27 protein-coding genes and 1 tRNA gene are annotated in these 23,633 nt (G+C 69.4%); 11 read left to right on the top strand and 17 right to left on the bottom strand.

The features are described from left to right. Positions 1 to 249: 249 nt before the first annotated feature. Positions 250 to 573, top strand: coding sequence for a YciI family protein (locus ACYVOK_RS22035; protein ID WP_460664376.1), 324 nt, complete (start codon positions 250 to 252; stop codon positions 571 to 573). After that, positions 570 to 1,802: an RNA polymerase sigma factor gene (locus ACYVOK_RS22040; RefSeq protein ID WP_460664377.1), complete on the top strand. Its 1,233-nt coding sequence runs from the start codon at positions 570 to 572 to the stop codon at positions 1,800 to 1,802. The genes ACYVOK_RS22035 and ACYVOK_RS22040 overlap by 4 nt, the downstream gene beginning before the upstream one ends. An 831-nt stretch (positions 1,803 to 2,633) precedes the next feature. On the opposite strand, the gene ACYVOK_RS22045 is transcribed toward ACYVOK_RS22040, so the two are convergent. After that, positions 2,634 to 3,314, bottom strand: a complete 681-nt coding sequence (locus ACYVOK_RS22045) for a phosphotransferase family protein (protein ID WP_460664378.1) — start codon at positions 3,312 to 3,314, stop codon at positions 2,634 to 2,636. 77 nt (positions 3,315 to 3,391) lie between these two features. Between ACYVOK_RS22045 and ACYVOK_RS22050 the strand changes: the two genes are divergently transcribed. Next, positions 3,392 to 3,790, top strand: a complete 399-nt coding sequence (locus ACYVOK_RS22050; protein WP_460664524.1) for a tyrosine-type recombinase/integrase — start codon at positions 3,392 to 3,394, stop codon at positions 3,788 to 3,790. Positions 3,791 to 3,860: 70 nt separating this feature from the next. Here the strand turns inward: ACYVOK_RS22050 and ACYVOK_RS22055 are convergent. The 6 genes from ACYVOK_RS22055 to ACYVOK_RS22080 form a co-directional block, all read right to left on the bottom strand. After that, positions 3,861 to 3,933: transfer RNA gene (locus ACYVOK_RS22055), tRNA-Ala, on the bottom strand. A 510-nt stretch (positions 3,934 to 4,443) separates the two neighbouring features. Next, on the bottom strand, positions 4,444 to 5,091 hold the full coding sequence (locus ACYVOK_RS22060; protein WP_460664379.1) for a histidine phosphatase family protein: 648 nt from the start codon (positions 5,089 to 5,091) through the stop codon (positions 4,444 to 4,446). Next, on the bottom strand, positions 5,088 to 5,471 hold the full coding sequence (gene rsfS, locus ACYVOK_RS22065) for a ribosome silencing factor (RefSeq protein WP_460664380.1): 384 nt from the start codon (positions 5,469 to 5,471) through the stop codon (positions 5,088 to 5,090). The genes ACYVOK_RS22060 and rsfS overlap by 4 nt, the downstream gene beginning before the upstream one ends. A 10-nt stretch (positions 5,472 to 5,481) precedes the next feature. Beyond that, positions 5,482 to 6,093, bottom strand: a complete 612-nt coding sequence (gene nadD / locus ACYVOK_RS22070; RefSeq protein WP_460664381.1) for a nicotinate-nucleotide adenylyltransferase — start codon at positions 6,091 to 6,093, stop codon at positions 5,482 to 5,484. A 21-nt stretch (positions 6,094 to 6,114) separates the two neighbouring features. Next, on the bottom strand, positions 6,115 to 6,273 hold the full coding sequence (locus tag ACYVOK_RS22075) for a hypothetical protein (RefSeq protein ID WP_460664382.1): 159 nt from the start codon (positions 6,271 to 6,273) through the stop codon (positions 6,115 to 6,117). 78 nt (positions 6,274 to 6,351) lie between these two features. Continuing rightward, positions 6,352 to 6,480 (bottom strand): hypothetical protein, encoded by a 129-nt coding sequence (locus ACYVOK_RS22080; protein WP_460664383.1) that lies wholly within the window; start codon positions 6,478 to 6,480, stop codon positions 6,352 to 6,354. A gap of 149 nt (positions 6,481 to 6,629) precedes the next feature. Between ACYVOK_RS22080 and ACYVOK_RS22085 the strand changes: the two genes are divergently transcribed. Continuing rightward, positions 6,630 to 7,085 carry an Lrp/AsnC family transcriptional regulator gene (locus ACYVOK_RS22085; protein ID WP_460664384.1) on the top strand — a complete coding sequence of 152 codons (456 nt, stop codon included), beginning with the start codon at positions 6,630 to 6,632 and terminating at the stop codon, positions 7,083 to 7,085. On the opposite strand, the gene ACYVOK_RS22090 is transcribed toward ACYVOK_RS22085, so the two are convergent. Continuing rightward, the gene (locus tag ACYVOK_RS22090; RefSeq protein ID WP_460664385.1) at positions 6,987 to 8,210 is read right to left on the bottom strand and encodes an MFS transporter; all 1,224 of its coding nucleotides are present in this window, start codon (positions 8,208 to 8,210) and stop codon (positions 6,987 to 6,989) included. The genes ACYVOK_RS22085 and ACYVOK_RS22090 overlap by 99 nt on opposite strands. A 79-nt stretch (positions 8,211 to 8,289) precedes the next feature. Here ACYVOK_RS22090 and ACYVOK_RS22095 point away from each other — a divergent pair, with 79 nt between their 5' ends. Next, entirely contained in the window at positions 8,290 to 9,165 is an 876-nt protein-coding gene (locus tag ACYVOK_RS22095; protein ID WP_460664386.1) for a winged helix-turn-helix transcriptional regulator, read from the top strand. After that, positions 9,162 to 9,842 carry a 4'-phosphopantetheinyl transferase family protein gene (locus ACYVOK_RS22100; RefSeq protein ID WP_460664387.1) on the top strand — a complete coding sequence of 227 codons (681 nt, stop codon included), beginning with the start codon at positions 9,162 to 9,164 and terminating at the stop codon, positions 9,840 to 9,842. Before ACYVOK_RS22095 ends, ACYVOK_RS22100 begins: the two co-directional genes overlap by 4 nt. Here ACYVOK_RS22100 and ACYVOK_RS22105 read toward each other — a convergent pair. Genes ACYVOK_RS22105 through ACYVOK_RS22125 form a run of 5 tightly spaced genes read right to left on the bottom strand, consistent with a single transcriptional unit; the run spans position 9,827 to position 14,276 of the window. Further along, positions 9,827 to 11,071, bottom strand: a complete 1,245-nt coding sequence (locus tag ACYVOK_RS22105) for a glutamate-5-semialdehyde dehydrogenase (RefSeq protein WP_460664388.1) — start codon at positions 11,069 to 11,071, stop codon at positions 9,827 to 9,829. The genes ACYVOK_RS22100 and ACYVOK_RS22105 overlap by 16 nt on opposite strands. 43 nt (positions 11,072 to 11,114) lie before the next feature. Then, the gene (locus tag ACYVOK_RS22110) at positions 11,115 to 12,488 is read right to left on the bottom strand and encodes an aldehyde dehydrogenase family protein (protein ID WP_460664389.1); all 1,374 of its coding nucleotides are present in this window, start codon (positions 12,486 to 12,488) and stop codon (positions 11,115 to 11,117) included. Then, positions 12,485 to 12,898, bottom strand: coding sequence for a cupin domain-containing protein (locus ACYVOK_RS22115; RefSeq protein WP_460664390.1), 414 nt, complete (start codon positions 12,896 to 12,898; stop codon positions 12,485 to 12,487). The genes ACYVOK_RS22110 and ACYVOK_RS22115 overlap by 4 nt, the downstream gene beginning before the upstream one ends. Beyond that, positions 12,895 to 13,212: a putative quinol monooxygenase gene (locus tag ACYVOK_RS22120; protein WP_460664391.1), complete on the bottom strand. Its 318-nt coding sequence runs from the start codon at positions 13,210 to 13,212 to the stop codon at positions 12,895 to 12,897. The genes ACYVOK_RS22115 and ACYVOK_RS22120 overlap by 4 nt, the downstream gene beginning before the upstream one ends. After that, on the bottom strand, positions 13,209 to 14,276 hold the full coding sequence (locus ACYVOK_RS22125) for an Ldh family oxidoreductase (RefSeq protein WP_460664392.1): 1,068 nt from the start codon (positions 14,274 to 14,276) through the stop codon (positions 13,209 to 13,211). Before ACYVOK_RS22125 ends, ACYVOK_RS22120 begins: the two co-directional genes overlap by 4 nt. 79 nt (positions 14,277 to 14,355) lie before the next feature. Between ACYVOK_RS22125 and ACYVOK_RS22130 the strand changes: the two genes are divergently transcribed. Next, on the top strand, positions 14,356 to 15,018 hold the full coding sequence (locus tag ACYVOK_RS22130; protein ID WP_460664393.1) for a GntR family transcriptional regulator: 663 nt from the start codon (positions 14,356 to 14,358) through the stop codon (positions 15,016 to 15,018). On the opposite strand, the gene ACYVOK_RS22135 is transcribed toward ACYVOK_RS22130, so the two are convergent. Next, the gene (locus tag ACYVOK_RS22135; RefSeq protein ID WP_460664394.1) at positions 15,008 to 15,688 is read right to left on the bottom strand and encodes a response regulator; all 681 of its coding nucleotides are present in this window, start codon (positions 15,686 to 15,688) and stop codon (positions 15,008 to 15,010) included. The two genes, ACYVOK_RS22130 and ACYVOK_RS22135, sit on opposite strands and share 11 nt — an antisense overlap. Next, positions 15,685 to 17,301: a sensor histidine kinase gene (locus ACYVOK_RS22140; protein WP_460664395.1), complete on the bottom strand. Its 1,617-nt coding sequence runs from the start codon at positions 17,299 to 17,301 to the stop codon at positions 15,685 to 15,687. Before ACYVOK_RS22140 ends, ACYVOK_RS22135 begins: the two co-directional genes overlap by 4 nt. A 149-nt stretch (positions 17,302 to 17,450) precedes the next feature. Between ACYVOK_RS22140 and ACYVOK_RS22145 the strand changes: the two genes are divergently transcribed. From ACYVOK_RS22145 to ACYVOK_RS22160, 4 genes are read left to right on the top strand one after another with little or no spacing between them, the layout of a single operon-like run. Beyond that, positions 17,451 to 18,458 carry a Bug family tripartite tricarboxylate transporter substrate binding protein gene (locus ACYVOK_RS22145; protein ID WP_460664396.1) on the top strand — a complete coding sequence of 336 codons (1,008 nt, stop codon included), beginning with the start codon at positions 17,451 to 17,453 and terminating at the stop codon, positions 18,456 to 18,458. After that, positions 18,455 to 18,958: a tripartite tricarboxylate transporter TctB family protein gene (locus ACYVOK_RS22150; protein ID WP_460664397.1), complete on the top strand. Its 504-nt coding sequence runs from the start codon at positions 18,455 to 18,457 to the stop codon at positions 18,956 to 18,958. Before ACYVOK_RS22145 ends, ACYVOK_RS22150 begins: the two co-directional genes overlap by 4 nt. Beyond that, positions 18,958 to 20,499, top strand: coding sequence for a tripartite tricarboxylate transporter permease (locus ACYVOK_RS22155; protein ID WP_460664398.1), 1,542 nt, complete (start codon positions 18,958 to 18,960; stop codon positions 20,497 to 20,499). The genes ACYVOK_RS22150 and ACYVOK_RS22155 overlap by 1 nt, the downstream gene beginning before the upstream one ends. Beyond that, positions 20,499 to 20,891: a universal stress protein gene (locus ACYVOK_RS22160; RefSeq protein ID WP_460664525.1), complete on the top strand. Its 393-nt coding sequence runs from the start codon at positions 20,499 to 20,501 to the stop codon at positions 20,889 to 20,891. The genes ACYVOK_RS22155 and ACYVOK_RS22160 overlap by 1 nt, the downstream gene beginning before the upstream one ends. A gap of 15 nt (positions 20,892 to 20,906) precedes the next feature. Here ACYVOK_RS22160 and proB read toward each other — a convergent pair whose 3' ends face one another. Beyond that, positions 20,907 to 22,019 carry a glutamate 5-kinase gene (proB, locus tag ACYVOK_RS22165; RefSeq protein ID WP_460664399.1) on the bottom strand — a complete coding sequence of 371 codons (1,113 nt, stop codon included), beginning with the start codon at positions 22,017 to 22,019 and terminating at the stop codon, positions 20,907 to 20,909. A 6-nt stretch (positions 22,020 to 22,025) separates the two neighbouring features. Continuing rightward, positions 22,026 to 23,597, bottom strand: coding sequence for a GTPase ObgE (gene obgE, locus ACYVOK_RS22170; RefSeq protein ID WP_460664400.1), 1,572 nt, complete (start codon positions 23,595 to 23,597; stop codon positions 22,026 to 22,028). Positions 23,598 to 23,633 lie beyond the last annotated feature (36 nt).

The raw sequence follows: 23,633 nt of genomic DNA on the forward strand, positions 1-23,633 counted from the left end.
ATCGCTTGTCGAGACCGTAGGACCTGACGGAAGGAGGTTGCAAGCACTCCGGCGTCCCGGAAAGTTCCTCAGAAGTCCGGGACGCGGTGTCGGATCGGAGCGGTGGTGTTCGTAGCAGGGGTGAGACCACCGACAAGGGGCGCCATCGACGATCCAGGTCTAGCCGGCCGGGCGCCCGCAGTACGCAGCGGACTGAAGTAGCTGACCACCGAACCACACTGTCTTGACACCACAGGAGATGATCTTCAGATGCGGTATCTGGTTTCCGTGATCGATGACAAGAGCAATCCCGGCAGCACGGACAGGCAGCCGGCCATCAGCGCGTTCAACGAACGGCTGATCGCCGAGGGCTACTGGGTTTTCGCCGGCGGCCTCGCAGACACCACCGCGGCCACGGTCATCGACAACCGGGGCGAGCAGGCGGTGTTCACCGACGGGCCGTTCGTGGAGTCGAAGGAGTACCTTGCCGGCGTCTGGGTGTGGGAGGCCCCTGACCTCGATGTGGCGCTCAAGCTCGCCGCCGAGGCGTCGAAGGTCTGCGATCGGAAGATCGAGGTGCGGCCGTTCCTGTGAGTGGCGTCGGGGAGGCGATCGCCCGGGTGCACCGTGAGGAATGGGCCCGGGTGCTCGCCACCCTCACGAGGCGTTTCGGTGACCTCGACGTCGCCGAGGAGGCGGCGGCCGAGGCGTTCGCGGTCGCCGTGGAGCGGTGGCCGGTCGACGGCGTACCGGCCAACCCCGGCGGCTGGCTGACCACCACCGCCCACCGCAAGGCCATCGACCGGATCCGGCGCGACAACAAGCGCGACGACAAACACAGGCAGGCCCAGATGGTGTACGACGACCCGCCCGAGCCGCTCGGCGCCGTCGACGACCCGCGGCTGCGGCTGATCTTCACCTGCTGCCACCCCGCGCTGGCCATGGACACCCGGGTGGCGCTGACGCTGCGCATGGTCGGCGGCCTGACCGTGCCCGAGATCGCCCGCGCCTTCTTGGTGGCCGAGACCGCCATGGGACAGCGGATCACCCGCGCCAAGGCCAAGATCAAGGCCGCCCGCATCCCGTACCGGGTCCCGTCCGCAGAGGATCTGCCCGAACGCGTCTCCGGCGTACTGGCCGTGCTGTTCCTCGTCTTCAACGAGGGCTACCTGGCCACTGGCCCCGACACCGACCCCGTCCGCCACGACCTGACCACCGAGGCGATCCGCCTCACCCGCCTGATCCGAACCCTCCTGCCCCACGACGGCGAGGTCACCGGGCTACTCGCGCTGATGCTCCTCACCGAGGCCCGCCGCCCCGCCCGGATCTCGGCCGGCGGCGAACTGGTCCCCCTCGACCAACAAGACCGCGCCGCCTGGGACACCGCACTGATCGCCGAAGGCCACCAGCTCGTCCGCGAACGCCTCGCCGCTGCCGCCGCCGGCGCGGCTCCGGGCCGCTACCAAATCCTCGCCGCCATCAACGCCGTCCACACCTCCGCCCGCGACGTCCGCGACACCGACTGGACCCAAATCCTCGCCCTCTACAACCAACTCATCCGCATCGACCCCACCCCGATCGTCGCCCTCAACCGCGCCATCGCCATCGCCGAACTCGACGGCCCAGACGTAGCCCTAGCAACCATCGACCGCCTCCACGACCAACTCGCCGACTACCACGCCTACCACGCCACCCGCGCCGACCTCCTCCGCCGCCTCGGCCACACCCAACAGGCACGCGCGGCCTACAACAAAGCCATCCACCTAGCCGGCAACACCGCCGAAACCGCCTACCTAACCCACCGCCGAGACCAACTGGGATAGCACACACGCATCTCCCGTGCGACATACGGCGCCCGCGCGAAGTTCTTGACACAAGACATCACCGGTGGACCGATCGGGTGTGCAACATCTGTCCGCAACCCACAGGCAATCCATCCGACGCTACCGGATTATCGGCCCACCGCGACCGGCCCACCGGATCTGTTTGACGCCGGAAGCACGACCACTGATTGCTATAGGCAACCATGAGCATGCGACTCCGCTGGCAAGCTCGACAACGAACTCGCGTACCGCCTAGCTCAAGTGAGGCTGCAAGAGATAGCTGGCATTTGGCCCGATCACAGACATCGTCGATGTGTACGACTTGCCGCACCATGACCACGCGGCTGACCGTCGCCACCTTCAACACCCGTGGGCTTCCCCTGAGGGGCACCCGCATCGCCGAGCGATTCGACGCGATTGCGGACGAGCTCGACTCCGGCGGCATCGATCTAGTCTGTCTGCAGGAGGTCTTCGCGTACCGCCCCCTGGCACACCTCCGGAGAGGGATGCCGTCCTTCTCGCATGTGGCCTATCGGCCGTCAGTGGCCGGTCCCGCTAGCGGCCTGGTCACGCCGTTGCGGCTGCGATTGGCCGAGCCGGTGGCCCGGCGCGGCGGCAGCCGCTCGATCCCTCGAGTTGAGCGACAGGGTGAGCGACCAGCTCGCGAGCCGCGGCCTCCCAGTCAGAGACCAGAGGCCCTCTCCCAACTGGGAGACGGGCTCCGACCTGCACATGTCAGGCGGTAGAGGTAGCCAGTCTGTCCTCGTCGACTGATGCGCGCACTCGTCCGCCAACTGATCTGCGGCAGCCGAAGCGCGGATCGTGTTCTGTTCACTCGGTCCATTCGGCGGTTGTGCGGGCGCGGTCTTGCCAGAGGCGTACGCCGTCGCCGGCGTTCGCTCGGCGACAGAACTCCTCCAGCCAGCGGCAGCGGTCCAGCATGGACTGGCGTCTGATCGGCCAAGGAGGCCGCTCACCGTAGGCCTCGAAGAATGCCGGCAGGTGCTCGACCGCGGCTGGGTGGTGCATGCGCACGATCCACTCACACCACGCGATGTCGACGATCCCGTCACCAACCCCGCAGAACTCCCAGTCGATCAGCGCCGTGACCTCGTGACTCGCGGGGTCGAACAGAGCGTTGTTCGGACCGAAATCGCCGTGGCAGATAACTCCGGCGGAGTGAGACGAGCCCACGAGCGCCGGGTCTAGGTCGTGAAGCCGCCGTAGCAAGGCCCCGCACGAAGACAACACCTCTGACCCCTGCCCAGCCTCGATCAAGTCCTGGCCATGTGCGCCCTCGACGTACTGGATGACAAGGCCGTCGCCACTCCACTCCAGTACGGCCGGGACAGGCATCCTGCCAGCCAGTCCGGTCAAAGCCACGTACTCAGCCCGCTCCCGCTTCGGGGCGTCAGGACCTTCGTATGTCTTGCGCACGCCGGTCTTGATCCGGTCCGTGCGGTTCGTATACCCGTGTCGCACACCCCTGAATATCGCAGACCACACGCGCATGCCAGTAGATCCGTGCGTCGCCGCGCATCCCTTGGCGGTCCGGCAGCTCCAACGTGCGGCGCGACTTCCTTGTCTTCGTGTCGCCGTCCGCTGATGCGTGCACGCGCTGCGGGACCACAAAGAGCGGCAGGACGTACGGCGCTAGCCGGCTGGGAAGCGCTGGCAGGAACAACCTCGTGTTCGCATGGGAGGTCGGTACGCAGCTCGACGCGGCCAAGGTTCAGCGGGCATTCCGGAAGGTGGCGAAGGCGGCCGGGCTGGCGGTTGAGGGGTGGACGCCCCGAGAGCTGCGACACAGCTTCGTGTCCCTGCTGTCAAGCCAGGGAGTGCCGATCGAGGACGTCGCCGCGCTGGCAGGGCACGTCAGCACGGTTGTCACCGAGAAGGTCTACCGGCACGAGCTGCGGCCGGTCCTCCGAACCGGGGCGAAGAAGATGGACGAGATCTTCCCGGATCTGCAGCTCACGGAGACTTAGCCTCCCGTTTTGTCTCCCGGGTCATGCAAGAGGCCGGTCTCCCAGACGGGAACCGGCCTCTGACCTGCGGTGGAGCTTAGGGGATTCGAACCCCTGACCTCTTCCATGCCATGGAAGCGCGCTACCAACTGCGCCAAAGCCCCGCGGTGTCTTGCGACTCCGGAAGTTTAGCGGATGAGTGGCTCCAAAGAAAAATCGGATTAGAGCCTCTCCGTGGGAGCCGTCGAACGCATCGTAGAGCACTCGCGCGAGGCCCTCGTCTCGCCTTCGGTCACTGTCTGTCGGTCCACACCTACGCCAGGGCGATGCCAGCACGTACGCCGCGAGGGGCCGCCGGGCGGGAGTAGGACAGCGCGGAAGAGCAGGCGCCGGTGAAGATGCATTCTCTGGCCGTTAGTGATTGTTGCCCAGTACATCCGCAGGAACAGTACGCCGGACTCCAGCCCACGGCACTGCCGGAGGAGCCAATGGAACTGCCGCCGCTAAGCGGTGTCCTTTCAGCGCTGGGCGGCCAGGCGCCGCCTCCGTGATTCCGCCGGGCACGGTGGGCCGGACTGCGGTTCGTGGGTGCGGCGGGGGCGCCAGAAAGGCGGCCGCCGTGGAGCGGTGTTCTTTCAGCGCCAAGTACAGGCGCCGCGGAGTGGTGTGGTTTGTCAGCGTTGGGGGTCGTCGCTCATTACTGGTTCGGGGAGGGAGCCGGCGTTCCATTCTTCGATGCGCCAGCGGTTGTGGCGGCTGGGGAGGAGGGAGACCCAGTTGCAGTTGGCGAGGCCGCCGAAGGCGGACCAGTGGGCTTGGGGGATGCCGAGGAAGAGGCAGATGCCGACGCGGGCGGCGAGGCCGTGGGTGGCGACGACGACGGTGTCTTCGGAGGTGCCTTGGGACGCGATCCGGCCGAGGGCCTCGGAGAAGCGGGCGGCGACCTCTTCGACGGTTTCGCCGGCGGTGCCGCGGCGCTGGGGTTCGCCGGCGCGGATGCGGGCGGCGGCCTCGGGGTGGATGGCGGCGAGTTCGGCCCTGGTCATGCCGGCCCAGTCGTCGACGTCGATCTCGCGGAGGGCTTCGTCGTACTCGACCTTGAGGCCGGTGAGCGCGGCGAGTTCGCCGGCGGTGGCGGCGGCGCGCTGGAGGTCGCTGGAGAACAGGCGGGTCGGCGCCAGGGCGGCGAGCCGGGCCGCGGCGGCCCGGGCCTGTCCGACGCCGACGGAGTCGAGGGGGATGTCGGCCTGGCCCTGGATCTTGTCCTGCAGGTTCCATTCGGTCCGGCCGTGCCGCCAGACGATCAGCCGTCCGGCGGTCATTCGGCGGCGGAACCCGGGACGGGTGACGGCAGGGCGATCGTCGGGCAGTCGCGCCAGAGCCGTTCGAGGGAGTAGAAGCTGCGCTCCTCGTTGTGCTGCACGTGGATGACGATCTCGAGGTAGTCGAGCAGCACCCAGCGGCCTTCGCGGGCGCCTTCGCGGCGGACCGGTTTGGCGTCGAAGTCGACCCGGAGCTTCTCCTCGATCGCGTCGACGATGGCGCGGACCTGGCGGTCGTTGGAGGCGGACGCGACCAGGAAGGCGTCGGTGATGGCGAGCTGCTCGGACACGTCGAACGCGAGAACGTTCTCGGCCTTCTTGTCGTGGGCCGCTTCGGCCGCCGCGGTGAGCAGCTCGATGGCACGTTCGCTGGCTGGCATGTGGTTCCTTCTAACGGTTGGTGTAGAGCTCACGCTTGGCGATGTACTGGACGATGCCGTCCGGGACGAGGTACCAGGTCGGGTTCCCCTTGGCGACGCGTTCGCGGCACTCGGTCGACGAGATCGCCAGCGCGGGCACCTCGAGCAGGGTGATCCGGTCCATCGGCAGCTGGTCCAGCGGCAGTTCGAGGCTTTCGGTTCCGGGCCGGGTGCAGCCGACGAACTGGGCGAGTTTGAACATCTCGTCCACGTCGCGCCAGGTGAGGATCTGGGCGAGCGCGTCGGCGCCGGTGATGAAGAACAGCTCGGCGTCCGGGTACAGCTTGGACAGGTCGCGCAGGGTGTCGATCGTGTACGTCGGTCCGGGCCGGTCGATGTCGACCCGGCTGACCGAGAACCTGGGGTTCGACGCGGTCGCGATGACCGTCATCAGGTAGCGGTCCTCGGCCGGCGAGACCTTCCGCTCCGACTTCTGCCACGGGTGGCCGGTCGGGACGAAGATCACCTCGTCCAGGTCGAAGTACGACTGCACCTCGCTGGCCGCGACCAGGTGCCCGTGGTGGATCGGGTCGAACGTGCCGCCCATCACCCCGAGGCGCCGTACCCGCTCCACTGAAGCCACGTCAGCCCTTCGTCAAGCCGCTCAGCTGTGCGGCCGGCCCTTGCCCATGATGACCGTGATGGCGAGCAGCACCACGAGAACGAACAGCGAGAACCCGCCGTACCACCACGGCGAGATGTGCCCGGCCTCGGAACCGGCCTCTTCGACGGCCGCGAGCAGCGGCAGGAGGTGCGTTTGCATGACCCGAAGCCTATCTCGTGCCGGCACCCGCGAGCGCGACCGGGCGCCCAGGTGGGCTCACCGGTCGCGCGGATCGGGTCAGCTGTGGCGGATGTAGCGGGTCAGCAGCCGGCGCCAGACGGACGGTGCGGCGGCGACGCGGTGGTACTTCGCGGCGACCCGGTGCAACTCGTCGATATGGGCACGGGCGACGTCGGGGGTGATCATGATTCCTTCACTGGGTAAGTACGACGGTGCCGGGACGGACGACCCGGACACCGACATTCTACGCCGCAAGCCTGGCACTTACAAACGAATTGAAGGTAAACTGCGCCACTGACCTAAGAATCTGTGGCACGACGGGAAGGTTGACGCCGATGGACGCAATCGACCGCCAGTTGATCGAGGTACTCCGGGCGAACGGCCGGTCCAGCTGGGCCGAGCTCGGCCGCGTGGTCGGGCTGTCCGGCCCGAGCGTCCAGGAGCGGGTCCGTCGACTCGAGGAGCGCGGCGTACTCCTCGGCTACCGCGCCGTCGTCGCCCCGGACAAGGTCGGGCTCGGCACCAGCGCGCTGATCGGCTTGTTCCAGCGTGACGACGTCGAGACCGACGACATCGTCGAGCGGGTGCGCGAGATCGCCGCGGTCGAGGACTGCTGGTTCGTGGCCGGCGACCAGGAGCTGGTCGTGAAGGTCCGCGTGCCCGACGTCACCCAGCTCGAAGCGGTGGTCGGCTCACTGCGTCGCGTCGACGGCGTGGTCCGCACCCGTACGACGGTCGTCCTCTCGACCCGCTGGGAGGGCCGCCCGGCGCCTCTCCCCGACCAGGACTAGTACGGCGCCTGCAGCGAGAGCCAGCGCGGCCGCAGCCGGGAAGAGCAGACCGGGCGCATGCTCGTACGCCGCCCCGCCGAGAGCAGGCGCGAGGAACATCCCACTGATCGACGCGGCGGCGTACAGGCTCGAGTAGCGACCGACCATCCCCTCGGGCGCCGCGTCCGCCACGTGAGCGGTGGCCGTCGGCTTGTAGAGCATCTCCCCCGCCGTGATCCCCACGATCGCCACCGCCGCCCCACCGAGCGCCGGCCAGATCCCGAGAGCCGCCAACCCCGTCCCCACCAGCGCAAATCCCACCGCGATCACCCGCAGGGGCCGGTGACCACGCAGCCGTACGGCGAGCGGCGCCTCACAGCACACGATCACCACCGAGCTCAGTCCGATCAGTACGCCGTACGCGACCGCAGGGGAACCGGCGTCCCGCAGCAGCAACGGCATCGTCGCGAACACCTGCCGATAGACCGTGTCCACCACCACGATCGTTGCCAGCAGCACCAACACCGCCCGGTCCCGCAGCAGCGCACGCCAGACGCCCGACGACGAGGACACGGCCGTACGGCGCCCGGCGGGCACGAACCGCCAGACGATCGCGGCCAGCACCAGGCTCGACACCGCGTCGAGTACGAAGACCAGCGAGAAGTCGTACGCCGCCAGCAGGCCGCCGAGCGGGGGCCCGATGGTGAACCCCGCGTTGCTCGCCGTACGGGAGAGCGCGATCCCCTCACGCCGACGCTCGTCCGGGAGCGCGGTCGCGACCAGCGCACTCAGATTGGGCCGGCTCGCTCCCCCGAAGAGCCCGGCAAGCCCAGCGACAACGGCCAGGGCCGCGGTGGGCACGAACGGCATCGCGGTGCAACTGACCGCCCACAAGACCTGACTGGCCACAGCGGCAGATCGCAGGCCGAACCGGTCGCCGAACCAGCCGCCGCCCAGGTTCCCGCCCAGCAACCCGACCCCGTACGCCGCCGCCGCGAAGCCGGCCTGCTGCGCCGACATCCCGCGGTCCTCGACCAGGTAGAGCGTCAGGTAGATCCATGCCAGCGCTCCCGCCGAACTGACCAATTGGCCGGCCATCACCGCTTTGAGCCACCCGGGCAGTTCCGCGATCCGGCGCCAATACATGAAGCCCCCAGCTATAGTGAGTTCCTAACGGGAACTTAGTCGGAAAGCTAGCCTGGCGGCAACTGGAACGGGGGTCGGCGTGCGGCGGAGCAGCTTCGAGCCCGAGCCGGATTGCGCGATCGCACAGTCCCTCGGCGTGATCGGCGACGGCTGGGAGCTGCTGATCGTCCGCGACCTGGCCCGGGGTCTCGACCGCTTCGACCAACTGGCCGAGTCGCTGCACATCTCCCGCAAGGTCCTGACCGAGCGGCTGACCGGTCTGCTCGACAGCGGGATCGTCGAGCGGTCGGCGTACCAGGACCGTCCGACCCGCTACGCCTACCGCCTCACTCCGCGCGGCCGCGCCCTGCTTCCCGTCCTTGTGGCGCTCCAGGACTGGGGCGACCGCTGGCTCCTCGGCGACGGCTCACTCACCGGCACCAACAGCGACGACGAACCGCCGGCCCACCGGATCCACCAACTGACAGGCCACCGGATCCCGGAGATCGCGCTGCCGTCCACAGCCGGTACGACGGTCGACGTACTGGACCCGGACGCACAGGCGACCGTGCTGTTCGGCTATCCGGCGACCGGGCGGCCGACTCCGTTGCCGGACGGCTGGAGCGAGATCGCCGGCGCCAGCGGCTGCACGTTGGAGAACCGCCTCTTCGCGGCGCGGTACGACGACTTCGCCGCAGAGCAGATCGCCGTACGCGGGGTGAGCACGCAGGGCCCGGACGAACAGCGGACGTTCGCAACTTCCGAGGAGCTACCACACACGCTGCTGTCCGACCTGGACCTCGAGCTCGCCGCAGCGCTCCGCCTGCCGACCTTCCGCGCCGGCGGGTACGAACGGCTGAAGCGCGTCGTACTGGTCGTCGGACCGGATCGCGTCGTCCACGCGGTCAAGTACCCGGTGACCGACATCTCGGACGCCGTCGACTGGTCGCTCAGGACGGCAGTAGGGGCGGCATGACCGAGGTCGAGGTGTGGTGGGGCCGGATCGGGCAGGTACGCGAGGATTTCACCGACGACCTCGATCCGATCGAGCGGCGACGGTACGCCGCGTACCTGCGCGCCGAGGACCGGGCACGATTCCTGCTGGGGTGCACGATCGTACGGCGGGCGCTGTCGCACCGTCTCTCATTGCCTCCAGCAAGCATCAGGCTGGATCGGACCTGCCCCGACTGCGGACAGCCGCACGGCAAGGTGCGCGTCGACGGCGCCGAGCTGTCGGTGACGCATTCCGGTGACCTGGTCGGCGTCGCCATCAGCGACCGCCCCGTCGGGCTCGACGTGGAGAAGGTCGACCCGGGCATCGACGTCGACGGGCTGGCGCAGGTCAGCCTCGCCGATGTGGAGATCGCCGCGCTGGCCGGGTACGACGCCGGCGAAAGGGTCCGCGCGTTCACGACGTACTGGACCCGGAAGGAGGCGGTCGTGAAGGCGACCGGCGAGGGAATCCGGGCGGAGCTGCGGACGGTGATCGTCAGCCGACCCGATCAACCGCCGAGGGTGGTCGAACGGACCCAGAACGACGGGTCGGTCCGGCTGATCGATCTGGAGCCGGATGCGGAGTACGTGGCGGCTCTGGCGACGCTGTCCGCCGAGCCGGCCGTCGTCCGAACGGAGTCTGCTCAGGTCCTGATCTGACCCTCGCCGGTGACGACGTACTTGGTCGACGTCATCTCCGGCAGGCCCATCGGGCCGCGGGCGTGCAGCTTCTGGGTGGAGATGCCGATCTCGGCGCCGAAGCCGAACTCGCCGCCGTCGGTGAACCGGGTGCTGGCATTCACCACGACCGCCGCCGAGTCGACCGCGGCCACGAACCGGCGGGCCGCGGCCTGCGAGCGCGTGATGATCGCGTCGGTGTGGCCGGAGCCGTACCGGCGGATGTGCTGCACGGCCGTGTCCAGCGAGTCGACCACGGCCGCCGCCAGGTCGAGCGAGTTGTACTCCTTGCCGAAGTCCTCCTCGGTCGCCGCGACGACGTCCTTGCCAGCAGCAACCACCGCCGTATCGCCGTGGACCGTCACGCCCGCCTCGGCCAGCGCCGGCAGCGCCTTCTCGAGGAAGGCGGAGGCCACCGACGAGTGCACCAGCACGGACTCGGCCGCGTTGCACACACTCGGGCGTTGAGTCTTGGCGTTGAGCAGGATCTTCACCGCGAGATCGAGATCCGCGTCCTCGTCGACGTACACGTGGCAGTTGCCGACACCGGTCTCGATCACCGGCACGGTGGACTCGCTGACCACGGTCTGGATCAGCCCGGCACCTCCGCGCGGGATCAGTACGTCGACCAGCCCGCGGGCCTGCATCAACTCCTTCACCGCGGCCCGGTCGGTCGGCACACCCTGGATCACGTCAGCCGGCAGACCAGCTTCGGAGACGGCGTCCCGCAGTACGGCGACGATCGCCTCGTTGGACGCGGCGGCCGAGGACGAGCCGCGCAGCAACACCGCGTTGCCGGACTTGAGGCAGATGCCGGCCGCGTCGGCGGTCACGTTCGGGCGCGCCTCGTAGATGATGCCGACCACGCCGAACGGCACGCGGACCTGGCGAAGCTCGAGCCCGTTCGGCAGCGTGTAGCCGCGGACGACCTCACCGACGGGATCGGTGAGTCCGGCGAGCTGCTCGAGACCGACAGCCATCGCGTCGACGCGGGCCGGGTTCAGCGCCAGGCGGTCGACGGTGGATTCCGGCGTACCGGCTTCCCGCGCGGTCGCCACGTCCTTGGCGTTGGCCGCGACGATCGTGTCCGTCTTCGCCCGCAGCGCCGCCGCCATCGACTGCAGCGCCGCGTCCTTGGTCGCCCGGGAGGCCTCCGCCAACGCGTACGACGCCTCACGCGCCCGGCGGGCCAGCTCGATGATCTCGCTCACCCTCCCATCGTAGGGCGCTCCCCCACCGGCCGGCCCAACCGTCTCAGGCCACCCAGTAGGTCCGGGTGTTGGTGAACTCGCGGAGGCCGGCAGCAGCGAGTTCACGCCCGTACCCGCTCCGCTTCGTCCCGCCGAACGGCAGCCGGGGATCGGAGGCCACGACGGCGTTGACGAAGACCGCCCCGGACGTGACCCGCCGAGCGAGCTCCACGCCTCGGCCGGGATCGCCGGTCCAGATGCTCAACCCCAGCCCGTACTGCGTCGCATCGGCCAACTCGGCCGCATGATAGGCGTCTCGCGCCACCGCCACCGCGGCGACCGGACCGAACGTCTCCTCGTCGAACGCCGGCATCCCCGGCGCGGTCCCGGTCAGCACCGTCGGCTCGAAGAAGTACCCGGGCCCCTCGATTCGTCCGCCGCCCGTCACCAGCGAGGCACCGGCAGCGACCGACTCGTCCACCTGCCGCTGCAACGCGGCTCGCAGGTCGTCCCGGGCCAGCGGACCGACCGCGACTTCCCGATCGGCCGGGTCGCCGACCGCCAGACCCTTGACCCCGACGACGAACCGGTCGACGAACTCGTCCGCCACCGCCGCCTCGACGATGAAGCGCTTCGCGCACACACAACTCTGACCCGAGTTCGTGAACCGGGCCCGGACCGCTGCCGCGGCTGCCACCTCGACATCCGCATCAGCGAGTACGACGAATGCGTCCGAGCCACCCAGCTCGAGCACCGACTTCTTCGACACCCGCCCGGCTGCCGCACCGACGGCGGCGCCGGCTCGATTGCTGCCGGTCAACGTGACGGCAGCGATCCGGTCGTCGGCGATCAACCGCTCGATCGTCGCCGGCACGTCCGGCTCCTCGACGACCAGCGTGCGGACCAGGTGCTCGGGGAAGCCGGCGGCCCGGAACAGCCGCTCGATCGCCAGCGCGGACCCGGTCACGTTCGGCGAGTGCTTCAGCAGCACTCCGTTGCCAGCGGCAAGCGTCGGTACGGCGAACCGCAGCACCTGCCAGACCGGGAAGTTCCACGGCATCACCGCGAGCACCAGCCCGATCGGCTCGTACGAGACCCAGGCCTTCGCACCGTCGACGACGACCTGCTCGTCGGCGAGGATCGCGTCCGCGTTCGCCGCGTAGTACTCGGCGGTGACGGCGGACTTCTCGATTTCGCCCTCCGCCTCGCGGATCGGCTTGCCCATCTCTGCGGTGATCAACGCGGCCAGCACGTTAGCCGACGCCCGGAGCTCGGACGCCAGGTGGGTCAGCGCCTCCAGCCGCGCACCGACCGGGACCGATCCCCACCCGGCCGCAGCCCGCGCAGCCAGTACGACAACCTGCTCGACCTGCGCCGGTGTCATCGCGTCGTACGTCGCCAGCGGCGTCCCGTCGGCGGGGTTGATCGTGGTGATCATCGGGTGCTCAGCCCGCCGCGGTCGTTCTCCGACAGGTGCTCGAACGTCTCGCCGGTCTCGGTCATGGTCCGGGTCACGTCGCGTCCGCCGTACACCCAGTAGATCCGCATCGGCGTACTGCCGCGGTTGAGGAACCGGTGCGGTACGCCGGCCGGGACCCAGGTCGCGTCGCCCGCGACCAGGTCGAATCGCTCGCCGTCGATTTCTGCGACGGCATCACCTTCGAGGATCAGCACCGACTCCTCCACGTTGTGGCTGTGCAGGGGAAGTCCGGTGCCGGGGGCGAAGACGGTCTGGCCGGTGGTGATGCGGTTGATCTCGGAGTTCCAGCGGCCGACGTACGGCAGGGTGACGACGCCGTTGCCGCGGTCGAAGGGCTCGATCTCGCCGGGACGGATCAGCAGATTCATCGGTTGTCCTCGGAGGAGTGGTGGATGAGGCGGCGGGACAGGGTGTTGACCTGGCTGCCGGGTACGACGTGCTCGGCGACGGCTTCGCGCCACACCTTGAAGTGCGGGGCCGCGCGATGCGCCTCGACGGCGGCCTCGTCGGCGTACACCTCGTAGAGCATGAAGTGGTGGTCGTCGGCCTGGTCCTGGCCGACGTCGAAGTACAGGCAACCCGGCTCGTCGGTGAACGACCGCTCGGCGTTGGTCCGGATCGCCGCGACGAACTCGTCGAGATGTCCAGGCACCACCTGGAGGGAGACGGTGAGGCTGATCATGCGGCGAGTTCCTCCGTGGGTGGCAGGTCGACCTGGGTCTCGGCGCCGAGCGTGACCAGGCTCGCCCAGGTGGTGGCGGTCAAGGTGATCCCGGTGACGGTGTGCTCGGCAAGGTTCTGGTCCTCCAGTTCGCCCGGGACGAGGATCCGGTCCGCCCAGGGCGCGGTCTCGGCCGACCGGGTGGCGTCGACCAGTGCTTCGACCCGTTCGGCGTACGACGCGGGATCGGCCATGGCGGCCACGTCGATGGTGAGCAACAGATGACCCAATCCACTGGGCGCGTCCGGTTGATACGGCCCGGCCACCTCGCTGCCGAAGGCGCTTCCGGTCAGCACGCCGGCCAGTACGTCGAACATGAACGAGATCACGTAGCCCTTGGGCCCCGCCATCGGCAGGATCAGGCCCTCGATCGCGCGGCGTGGATCAGTGGTCGGGTTGCCGTCGGCATCGGCCGCCCAGCCCTCGGGGATCTCGGTCCCGCGCTCCGCCGCGAGGTAGACCTTGCCGCGGGCAACGGCCGTGTTGGCCAGGTCCATCACCACGGTCCCGTGCCGCCCGGCCGGCGCCGCGATCGACCACGGATTCGTGCCGATGCTTTTGTGCCGGCCGCCCCAGGGCGCCATCGCCGGGCTCGCATTCGTGCAGAGGAAGGCGACACACCCTTGGCCGGCGGCCTTGCGGGTGAAGTACGCCGCCGTGCCGAAGTGGCCCGAGTTCCGGACGCCGACCGCGCTCACGCCGTACTCGCGCGCCCGCTCGACTCCGAGCCCGACCGCGTGGTCGGCGATGACCTGTCCGATGCCGTTGCCGCCGTCGAGGACGACCAGCGCGCCGCTGTCCCGGGCGCGCTCGACCCGGGTGACGCGTTCCATGGCGCCGCTGCGGAGACGGGCGACGTACCAGGGAAGCCGGAGCATGCCGTGCGACGCGTGACCCCAGAGCTCGGCCGTCACGAGAGTGTCGGCCAGGAGGTGCGCGTCGGGCCCGGGCACGCCTTCCGCGCGCAACACTGCCTCGGTGAACGCCAGCAGGGCCTCCGGGCGGGTCCGCTGAGCAGATGCCATCCGCTGCTCCGATCTGGCGGTTACGATGACGACACGTACGGAAGCATACTTGTATACAAGTGTGCAAAGGAGAGACCAGATGACGGACAAACTGCGACGCGCCTCCGGCGGCCAGGTCGTGTACGCGGAGCTGAAGCGGCAGATCCTGTCGCTCGAGCTGCCGCCGGGCCGACGGCTGTTCGAGCCCGAGCTCTCCCAGCAGTTCCAGGTGAGCCGGACCCCGTTGCGAGAGGCCCTTCGCCTTCTGCTGGCCGAGGACCTGGTGGATCAGCTGCCGACTGGTGGAATGGTCGTTCGGTCGCTGTCGGCGCAGGAGATCGACGAGCTGTACACGGTCCGGGCGGCTCTGGAGGGGTTGATGGCGGCGGAGGCGGCCGAGCGGATGACCGACGAGGCGGCCGAGGCCCTGACCCGGTTGGTGGCGCGGAACGAGCGGCTGGTCGAGTTCGCCGAGGATGCGATGAACGCCGGTCACGACTTCCATCTCGAGATCGCCGCGATCGCGGCGCACGGCTGGGCGGCCCGGCTGCACCAGCAGGTCGACGGCCAGATGGCGCGGTACCGGGCCTTCACGAACCAGTCGCAGCTGCGCCGGACCGCCGCGCTGGAGGAGCACCGCGGGATCCTGGACGCGTTGGTCAACCGCGACACCGACCGGGCCCGCCGCCTGGCCGAGGCCCACGTCCTCACCGCCCGCGACACCGCCCTCACCGCGATCGGTGAGCGGCTGCCTACCGCCTGAGCAGGCGGTAGCGGCGTTCGGGGCGGCCGGCGACGCCGTACCTGGGACGCATCTCCGCGCGGCCGATGGTGACCAGGTGTTCGAGGTAGCGGCGCGTGCTGCTACGGGACAAGCCGGTCACCGCCGCGCAGTCACTCGCGGACATCCCGTCCTCCGGAGCATCGGCCAGCGCCTTGACCACGAGATCCGTCGTCTCCGGGCTGATCCCCTTGGGAGCGGACGGCCCTCGACTGCCCTGCGCGCGGAACACGCGGTCCACCTCGGCCTGGTCGATATCGGTCAGCCGCTGGAGCTCCGCCCGGTGCTCGGCGTACTCCACCAGTTTGCTGCGCAACGACTCGATCTCGAACGGTTTCACCAGGTACTGGAACACTCCGCCACGCAACGCCGTACGCAGACTGTCGAGGTCACGCGCCGCGCTGATGACGATGACGTCGACCGGGTAGTCGGCGGCCGAGTCCCGGAACCGCCGCAGCACCTCCAGACCGCTCATGTCCGGCAGGTGGATGTCGAGCAGGACCAGATCCGGCCGCAGCGAACGGACGGCGGCCAGCGCCTCCGCACCGTTGCGCGCGGCACCGATCACCTCGAATCCGGGCTGCCTCGACACCACGCTCGAGTGCAACCGCGCGACCATGAAGTCGTCGTCGACGACCAGCACCCGGATCATGTCCGCACCACCGGCGCAAGCATCGGCAGGGTCGCCACGAACACGGCCCCCGCGTCGTTGTGCACGGTCACGTCACCACCGCGCTTGCGGCAGATCACCCGGACCAGCGCAAGCCCGATCCCGTGCTCGCCGTTCTCACTGTTCTTCGTGCTGAACCCGTGCGCGAACACGCGATGCTGCATGGCGCTGTCGACGCCCGGCCCGGAGTCCCGGACCTGGATCCGTACGGCGCCTTCCCGCTCGAGCACCTCCACGGACACGAACGGATCGGGCGCCCCGGCCGCGGCCTCGAGCGCGTTGTCGACCAGGTTGCCGAGCACGGTCGAGACATCGGTCGCTAGCCGCTCGTCCAGGCGCGGCAGCAGGCTGCTCGGCTCGATCACGAAGGTGACCCCGCGCTCGACGGCCTGCGACGACTTCGCGATCAGCAGTGCCGCCACGGCCGGATCGGCGACCCGGGCCGTGACGCCCGCGGTCAGCTCGGTCTGGTCGGCGGCGATCTGCTGGATATAGCGCAGGACTTCGTCGTACTCGCCCAGCTCGACGAGCCCGCTGACGATGTGCATCCGGTTGCTGAACTCGTGCGCCTGGGCGCGCAGCGTGTCGGTGGTGTTGCGGGTCAGGTCGAGTTCACGCTGCAGTTCGAGCAACTCGGTCCGATCGCGGACGGTCGCCACCCAGCCGATCTGGCGGCCGTGGCTGCGGACCGGCATCCGGCTCAGCGTGAGCACGCGACCGTGCAGCGGCAGGATCCGGTCGGTGACCGGCTGCGGGTCGTCGAAGATCTCCAGCAGGCGGCCGGTGTCGTCCACCTCCCCCAGCGTCTGCCCGGCCGAGGCCAGCGGGATGCCCAGCAGATGGGCGGCCTGGTCGTTCACCATGGTGATCCGCCGCTGCAGGTCGACCGCGAGCACGCCCTCCTTGATGCCGTGCAGCAGGGCCTCCCGCTGCTCCACCAGGCCGGTGATCTCGCGCGGCTCGAGGCCGAGGGTCTGGCGCTTCACGGTCCTTGCCAGGAGCAAAGACCCCAGGACGCCGAGGAGGCTGGCGATGCCCAAATAGGTGAGCAGATTGGGTACTGCCTCACGCAGGTTGTCCAGCAGGGAGGGATACTGCCGGCCGACCGCCACCACACCGTCGGTCCGCCCCGTGAACTGGTTGAGGATCGGAGCCATCGCGAGCGCGGCACCGGTCGCCTCGTCCTGACCCACCCAGCCGCGGCCGAGGAACGCGTCGGTCGCCTGGACCCGCACGACAGAATTCTTCGGCAACGGATCGGTGGAGGCGATGACGCGCCCGTCGCGCAGCGCGACCATGACGTAGGTCGAACCGGAGTACGTCCGGACGGAGTCCACCTGGGACTGCGCCTGGCCGAGGTAGCCGGTCCCGTTCGTCGCAGCCGCGCCCCGTACGCCGGACGTCACGGCCAGGTAGTCGGCGATGGCGAGGGCACGTCGGCCCTCGGTCTCACGGAAGCGGGCGTTGGACTGGGCCACCGAGGCCGCGGCGACACCGATCAGGACGACCAGCACGATCAGCAGCTGCATGGCCAGCATCCGGCCGGCCAGCGTCCAACGACGCCGGCCCGGGAGCGCTCGCCACCTCGGGATCACGGCTCGATTGTGCTCGGCGGGGCCGGATCGCGCCATCTCTGGCGTGAGCACAATGAACACAACGCACATTGCGTTCACAACGGTGACACCCTGGCCGAGACGGCGGCACGCTGACGGCTACCGGACCACCGCAAACCAAGGAGACCGCCGTGAAAGCACGGACCTGGTTCACCGCCATCACCGCCGTCCTGGCGCTCACCGCCGCGGCCACCGGTTGCGGCGTCAGCGCCGACGACAACGTCGCCGGCGGGACCGACAGCGGCCCTGTGAAGGGCCTGCGCATCCTCGTGCCGAACTCCCCCGGCAGCGGCTACGACACCACCGCGCGGGCCGCCGCCAAGGCGATGCAGGACGCGAAGCTCACCGACACCGTCGAGGTGTTCAACACCGCGGGCGCCGGCGGCACGGTCGGCCTGCAGCGGCTGGTGAACGAGAAGGGCAAGGAAGACATCCTGATGCAGATGGGACTCGGTGTCGTCGGGGCCGTCTACACCAACAAGTCGAAGGCCACCCTGCAGGACACCGTCCCGATCGCCAAGCTGATCGAGGAGGCCGAGGCGATCGTCGTACCGAAGGGATCGCCGTACACGAGCCTCGACCAGCTGGTTCAGGCCTGGAAGGCCGACCCGGGCAAGGTGCCGGTCGGCGGCGCGTCGAACCAGGGCGGTCCGGACCACCTGACCCCGATGCTGCTGGCGAAGGCTGTCGGCCTGGAGCCGAAGAGCGTCAACTACGTGCCGTACGACGGTGGCGGTGAGCTGCTGACCGCGGTCCTGGGCAAGAAGGTGGCCTTCGCCGCGACCGGGATCGGCGAGGTGGCCGAGCAGGCCAAGACCGGTGACGTGAAGATCCTGGCGGTGACCACCGAGAAGCCGGTGGAAGGCGTCGACGCGCCGACGCTGAAGAGTCTCGGCATCGATCTGGTCTTCTCCAACTGGCGTGGCATCGTCGCGCCGCCGGAGCTGCCCGACGCGAAGAAGCAGCAGTTCATCGACCTGCTGACCAAGATGCACGACTCCCCGCAGTGGAAGCAGACGCTGGCCGACCAGGGCTGGACCGATGCGTTCCAGACCGGTGACGAGTTCAAGTCGTTCCTCACCGCGGAGAACGACCGGGTCGCAGGCGTGCTGCGGGAACTGGGTCTCGTGGCCCGATGAGCACCCCGTCCACGAGCACCACGCAGGGCCGCTCCGAGCTCGGAGTGGCCCTCCTGCTCCTGGTCCTCGGCGGCTGGGCCGTGGTCGACGCACTGCGGCTCCCCGATCTCCAGGCTCGCGGGCCGGTCGACGCGAAGACGATCCCGCTGACCGTCGGGGCGCTGCTGATCCTGACCGCCGTACTGCTCGCGATCGACGTCCTGCGCGGCGGACGGGGCGAGCAGGAAGCCGGCGAGGACGTTGATCTGGGGCACGGCAGTGACTGGAAGACGCTCGGCCTGCTCACCGCGGCCTTCCTGGCCAACATCATGCTGATCGAGCGGCTCGGCTGGCCGGTGTCGGGAGCGGTGCTGTTCTTCGGCACCACCTACGCGCTCGGCAGCCGGCACCTGATCCGCAACGCGATCATCTCGATCGTCCTGTCGGTCGGCACCTGGTACCTGTTCAACCTCGCGCTGGGCATCGCCCTGCCGGTCGGCATCCTCAAGGGGATCCTCTGATGGACGCGTTCACCGAACTGCTGAACGGATTCGCCACCGCGGCCCATCCGACCAACCTGCTGTACGCCTTCGTCGGCGTCCTGCTCGGTACGGCGATCGGCGTACTGCCCGGCATCGGTCCGGCGATGACGATCGCGCTGCTGCTGCCGCTGACGTACTCGCTGGAGCCGACCCAGGCCTTCATCATGTTCGCCGGCATCTACTACGGCGGCATGTACGGCGGTTCGACCACGTCGATCCTGCTCAACACACCTGGTGAGAGCGCGTCGGTGGTCACCGCGATCGAGGGCAACAAGATGGCCCGCAGAGGCCGGGCGGCCGCGGCCCTCGCCACCGCGGCGATCGGGTCGTTCGTGGCCGGCACGATCGGCACCCTCTGCCTGGCTCTGCTGGCGCCCGCGGTGGTCAAGCTGGCCATCAAGATGGGTGCTCCGGATTACTTCGCGGTGATGGTGCTGGCGTTCATCGCCGTCACCACCGTCCTCGGCTCGTCGAAGGTCCGCGGCCTGGCGGCGCTCGCGATCGGGCTGCTGATCGGCCTGATCGGGATCGACCCGACCTCGGGTCAGCAACGACTCACGCTGGGCATCCCGGAACTTGCCGACGGCATCGATGTCGTCGTGGTCGCGGTCGGCCTGTTCGCCGTCGGCGAAGCCTTGTGGATCGCGGCGCACCTGCGCCGTACGCCGGCCGAGATCATCCCGGTCGGCGCCGCCCGGATGGGCCGGGACGACTGGCGCCGGTCCTGGAAGCCCTGGCTGCGCGGCACCGCGATCGGGTTCCCGTTCGGTGCGGTCCCGGCCGGTGGCGCCGAGATCCCGACGTTCCTGTCGTACGTCACCGAGAAGAAGCTGAGCAAGCACCCCGAGGAGTTCGGCAAGGGTGCGATCGAGGGCGTCGCCGGTCCCGAGGCGACGAACAACGCGTCGGCCGCGGGTGGTCTGGTTCCCCTGCTCACGTTGGGGATCCCGACCACCGCGACCGCCGCGGTGATGCTCGGCGCCTTCCAGGGGTACGGCATCCAGCCCGGGCCGCGGTTGCTCCAGACCCAGCCCGAGCTGGTCTGGGGTCTGGTGGCCAGCCTGTTCATCGGCAACGTCATCCTGCTCGCGCTGAACCTGCCGCTCGCCCCGATGTGGGCCAAGCTGCTGCGGATCCCCCGGCCGTACCTGTACGCCGGCATCCTGTTCTTCGCCAGCATCGGCGCGTACGCCGCGAACCTGTCCACCTTCGACCTGTGGCTGCTGCTCGTCCTGGGGGCGCTCGGCTTCGGGATGCGCCGCTACGGTCTGCCGGTGGTGCCGGCGATCATCGGCATCATCCTCGGCCCGACCGCCGAGGAGCAGATGCGGCGTGCCCTGCAGATCAGCGACGGCGCGGTCAGCGGTCTCTACAACACCTGGTTCTCCAAGACCGTGTACGTCGTCATCGTGCTGCTCCTCGTCGTACCGCCGATCGTGGGCAAACTGAGGGCCGGCCGCGGACCCAGGGACGGCGACACCGCATCGGTACCCCAGCACTCACAGCAGACAGGAGACTGATCGTGGCGATCATCGTCGGTTACGTCCCGACCCCCGAGGGCGCCGCGGCGCTGGAGGGTGCGATCGAGGAGGCCAAGCTGCGCAGGCAGCGGCTGGTGGTGGTGAACTCCAGCCGCGGCGAGTCCCTGGTCGACAGGAGGTTCGCCTCCGGGTCCGAGTGGGAGTCGGTCGAGCACCGGCTCGCCGATGCCGGTGTCGAGCACGAGCTCACTCAGGTCGTCGAGAGCAAGGACGCCGGCGAACAGATCCTCAAGCTGGCGCACGAACTCAACGCCGAACTGATCGTGATCGGCCTCCGCCGCCGCACGCCGGTCGGCAAACTCCTGCTCGGCAGTCAGGCCCAAACCATCCTGCTCCAGGCCGAATGCCCGGTCCTGGCGGTCAAACCCTAGCCCCAGGCAACCTTTTCAGAGCAGGACCAGGTCGTCGCGGTGGACGACCTCACGCTCGTACGCCGAACCCAGTTCGCGAGCCAGGTCACGGGTCGAGCGGCCGAGCAGGCCGGGCAGCTCGGCGGCGTCGTAGTTGACCAGGCCGCGGGCGATGACGACGCCCGAGGGCGAGACCAGATCGACCGGGTCACCGGCCGAGAAGGTGCCCTCGACCGCCGAGATGCCGGCCGGAAGGAGCGACGTACGGCGTTCTGTCACCGCCCGGACCGCGCCTTCGTCCAGGCACAGCCGCCCTTGACCCGAGGTGGCATGAGCCAGCCACAGCAGGCGGGTCTTGCGACGACGGCCGGTCGGGTGGAACAGAGTGCCGACCGGCAAGCCCTTCAGAGCTTCGCCGACGCGGGCGGCCGACGTCAGGACGACCGGAATCCCTGCCTCCGTGGCGATCGCGGCCGCCTCGACCTTCGTCTGCATCCCGCCGGTCCCGACACCCGACGATCCGGTCCGGCCGATCCGCAGCGGCTCGAGGTCCTTCGGTCCACGGACCTCGGCGACCATCGACGTACCGGGTCTGCGCGGATCCCCGTCGTACAGGCCGTCGACATCCGACAGCAGGAGCAACAGGTCCGCGTGCACGAGGTGACTCGTCAGCGCCGCCAGCCGGTCGTTGTCACCGAACCGGATCTCGGTGGTGGCGACCGTGTCGTTCTCGTTCACGATCGGTACGACGCCCAACTCGAGCAACCGCGCGAACGTCCGGTACGCGTTGCGGTAGTGGCTCCGGCGCGTCACGTCGTCGACCGTCAGCAACACCTGGCCGACCCGCAGGCCGTGGGCCGCGAACGCGTCGCTGTAGCGGGCCATCAACAGGCCCTGCCCGACCGACGCGGCCGCCTGCTGAGTCGCCAGGTCACGCGGTCGCGACCGCAGGCCCATCGGAGCCAGTCCGGCCGCGATCGCGCCCGACGAGACGAGCACGACCTCGGTGCCCTCCACCCGTCGCGCCGCGATCGCGTCGACGAGCAGCCGGAGCCGGTCCAGGTCGATCTTGCCGCGGTGGGTCAGCGACGACGAGCCGACCTTCACCACGATCCGCGTGGCCTTCACGGCCTCCGCGCGATGTTTCATCAGGGGTCAACCGTTCTGGTCGAGATCCTGCGCTTCGAGCTCCCGCGCCTCCTTGCGCGCCAGCTTCTCCGCCTTCTCTGCCGCCCTCTTCGCCTCGGCCGGGGACAGGTCCACCTCGTCCTCGACCCAGCCCTGACCGTACTCCGACCGGTCCGTCGATGCCCGCTGGGCGTGGTACTCGGAGTCCTTCAGCCGGCGCCGCTGAGCGGCCGGCCGGACCTCCTCCAGCCGGTGGTCCTCACCGCGCCGGGCCAGGATCTCCGCTCCGGCCTGGACCTCGGGCGCGAAGTCGAACACGATCGCGTTGGGCCCGTCGCCGATCACGACCGCGTCGCCCGCCATCGCACCCTGCTTGAGCAGCTCCTCCTCGACACCGAGCCGGTTCAGCCGGTCGGCCAGGTAGCCGGTTGCCTCCGCGTTCGCGAAGTCGGTCTGCTTCACCCAGCGCTCGGGCTTCTCACCCTGCACCAGCCAGCCGCCGTCGTCCGGCAGCTTCTTCACCTTGAACTCGGGGCCACCCTGCACCTGCGGCCGGATCACGATCCGCGTGGTGTCGGGCTTCTCCGCCTCGGCCCGTCGCCGCGCGACCAGCTCGGCCATCGCGAACTTCAGCGCCTCCAGGCCCTCGTGGCTCGCGGTCGAGATCGGGAACACCCGCAGCCCGCGCTCCTCCAACTCGGCCTGCACCATCGCGGCGATCTCCCGGGCGTCCGGTACGTCGATCTTGTTCAGGGCAACGAGTCGCGGCCGGTCCTCGAGCCCGCCGTGCGCCCGCAACTCGGCCTCGATCGTGTCCAGGTCACTGAGCGGGTCGCGGCCCGGCTCGAACGTCGCGCAGTCGATCACGTGCACCAGCGCGGCGCAGCGCTCGACGTGCCGCAGGAAGTCGTGCCCGAGCCCACGCCCCTCGCTTGCCCCCTCGATCAGGCCCGGTACGTCGGCCACGGTGAACGTGGTGTCACCGGCAACGACAACGCCGAGGTTCGGGATCAAGGTGGTGAACGGGTAGTCGGCGATCTTCGGGCGGGCGCGGCTGATCGAGGCGACCAGCGACGACTTGCCCGCACTCGGGAAGCCGACCAGGCCGATGTCGGCGACCACCTTGAGCTCGAGGACGAGGGTGCGCTCCTCGCCGTCCTCACCGAGCAGCGCGAAGCCGGGCGCCTTCCGGCTGTTGCTGGCCAGCGCCGCGTTCCCGAGACCGCCCTTGCCGCCCCGGGCCGCGACGAACTCCGCGCCGGTCCCGACGAGATCGGCGAGGACTTCGCCGTCCGGCGTACTGACGACCGTGCCGTCGGGAACCGGCAGCACGACGTCGGCGCCGTTGCTGCCGGCCTGGTGGTCACCCTTGCCCTGGGCACCGTTCGTCGCGGTGCGGTGACTGGACCGGTGGTAGTCGACCAGGGTGGTCACGTCGGGGTCGACGCGCAGGATCACACTGCCGCCGTCACCGCCGTTGCCGCCGTCCGGGCCGCCGAGCGGCTTGAACTTCTCCCGGTGCACCGAGGCGCAGCCGTTTCCGCCGCGGCCGGCGGTGACATGCACCGTGACCCGGTCGACAAAGCTGGGGATCGCCATCGGTTCTACTTCCTGTCGGGATTCACCTCGCCCGCG

This window comes from Kribbella swartbergensis (assembly GCF_054784135.1).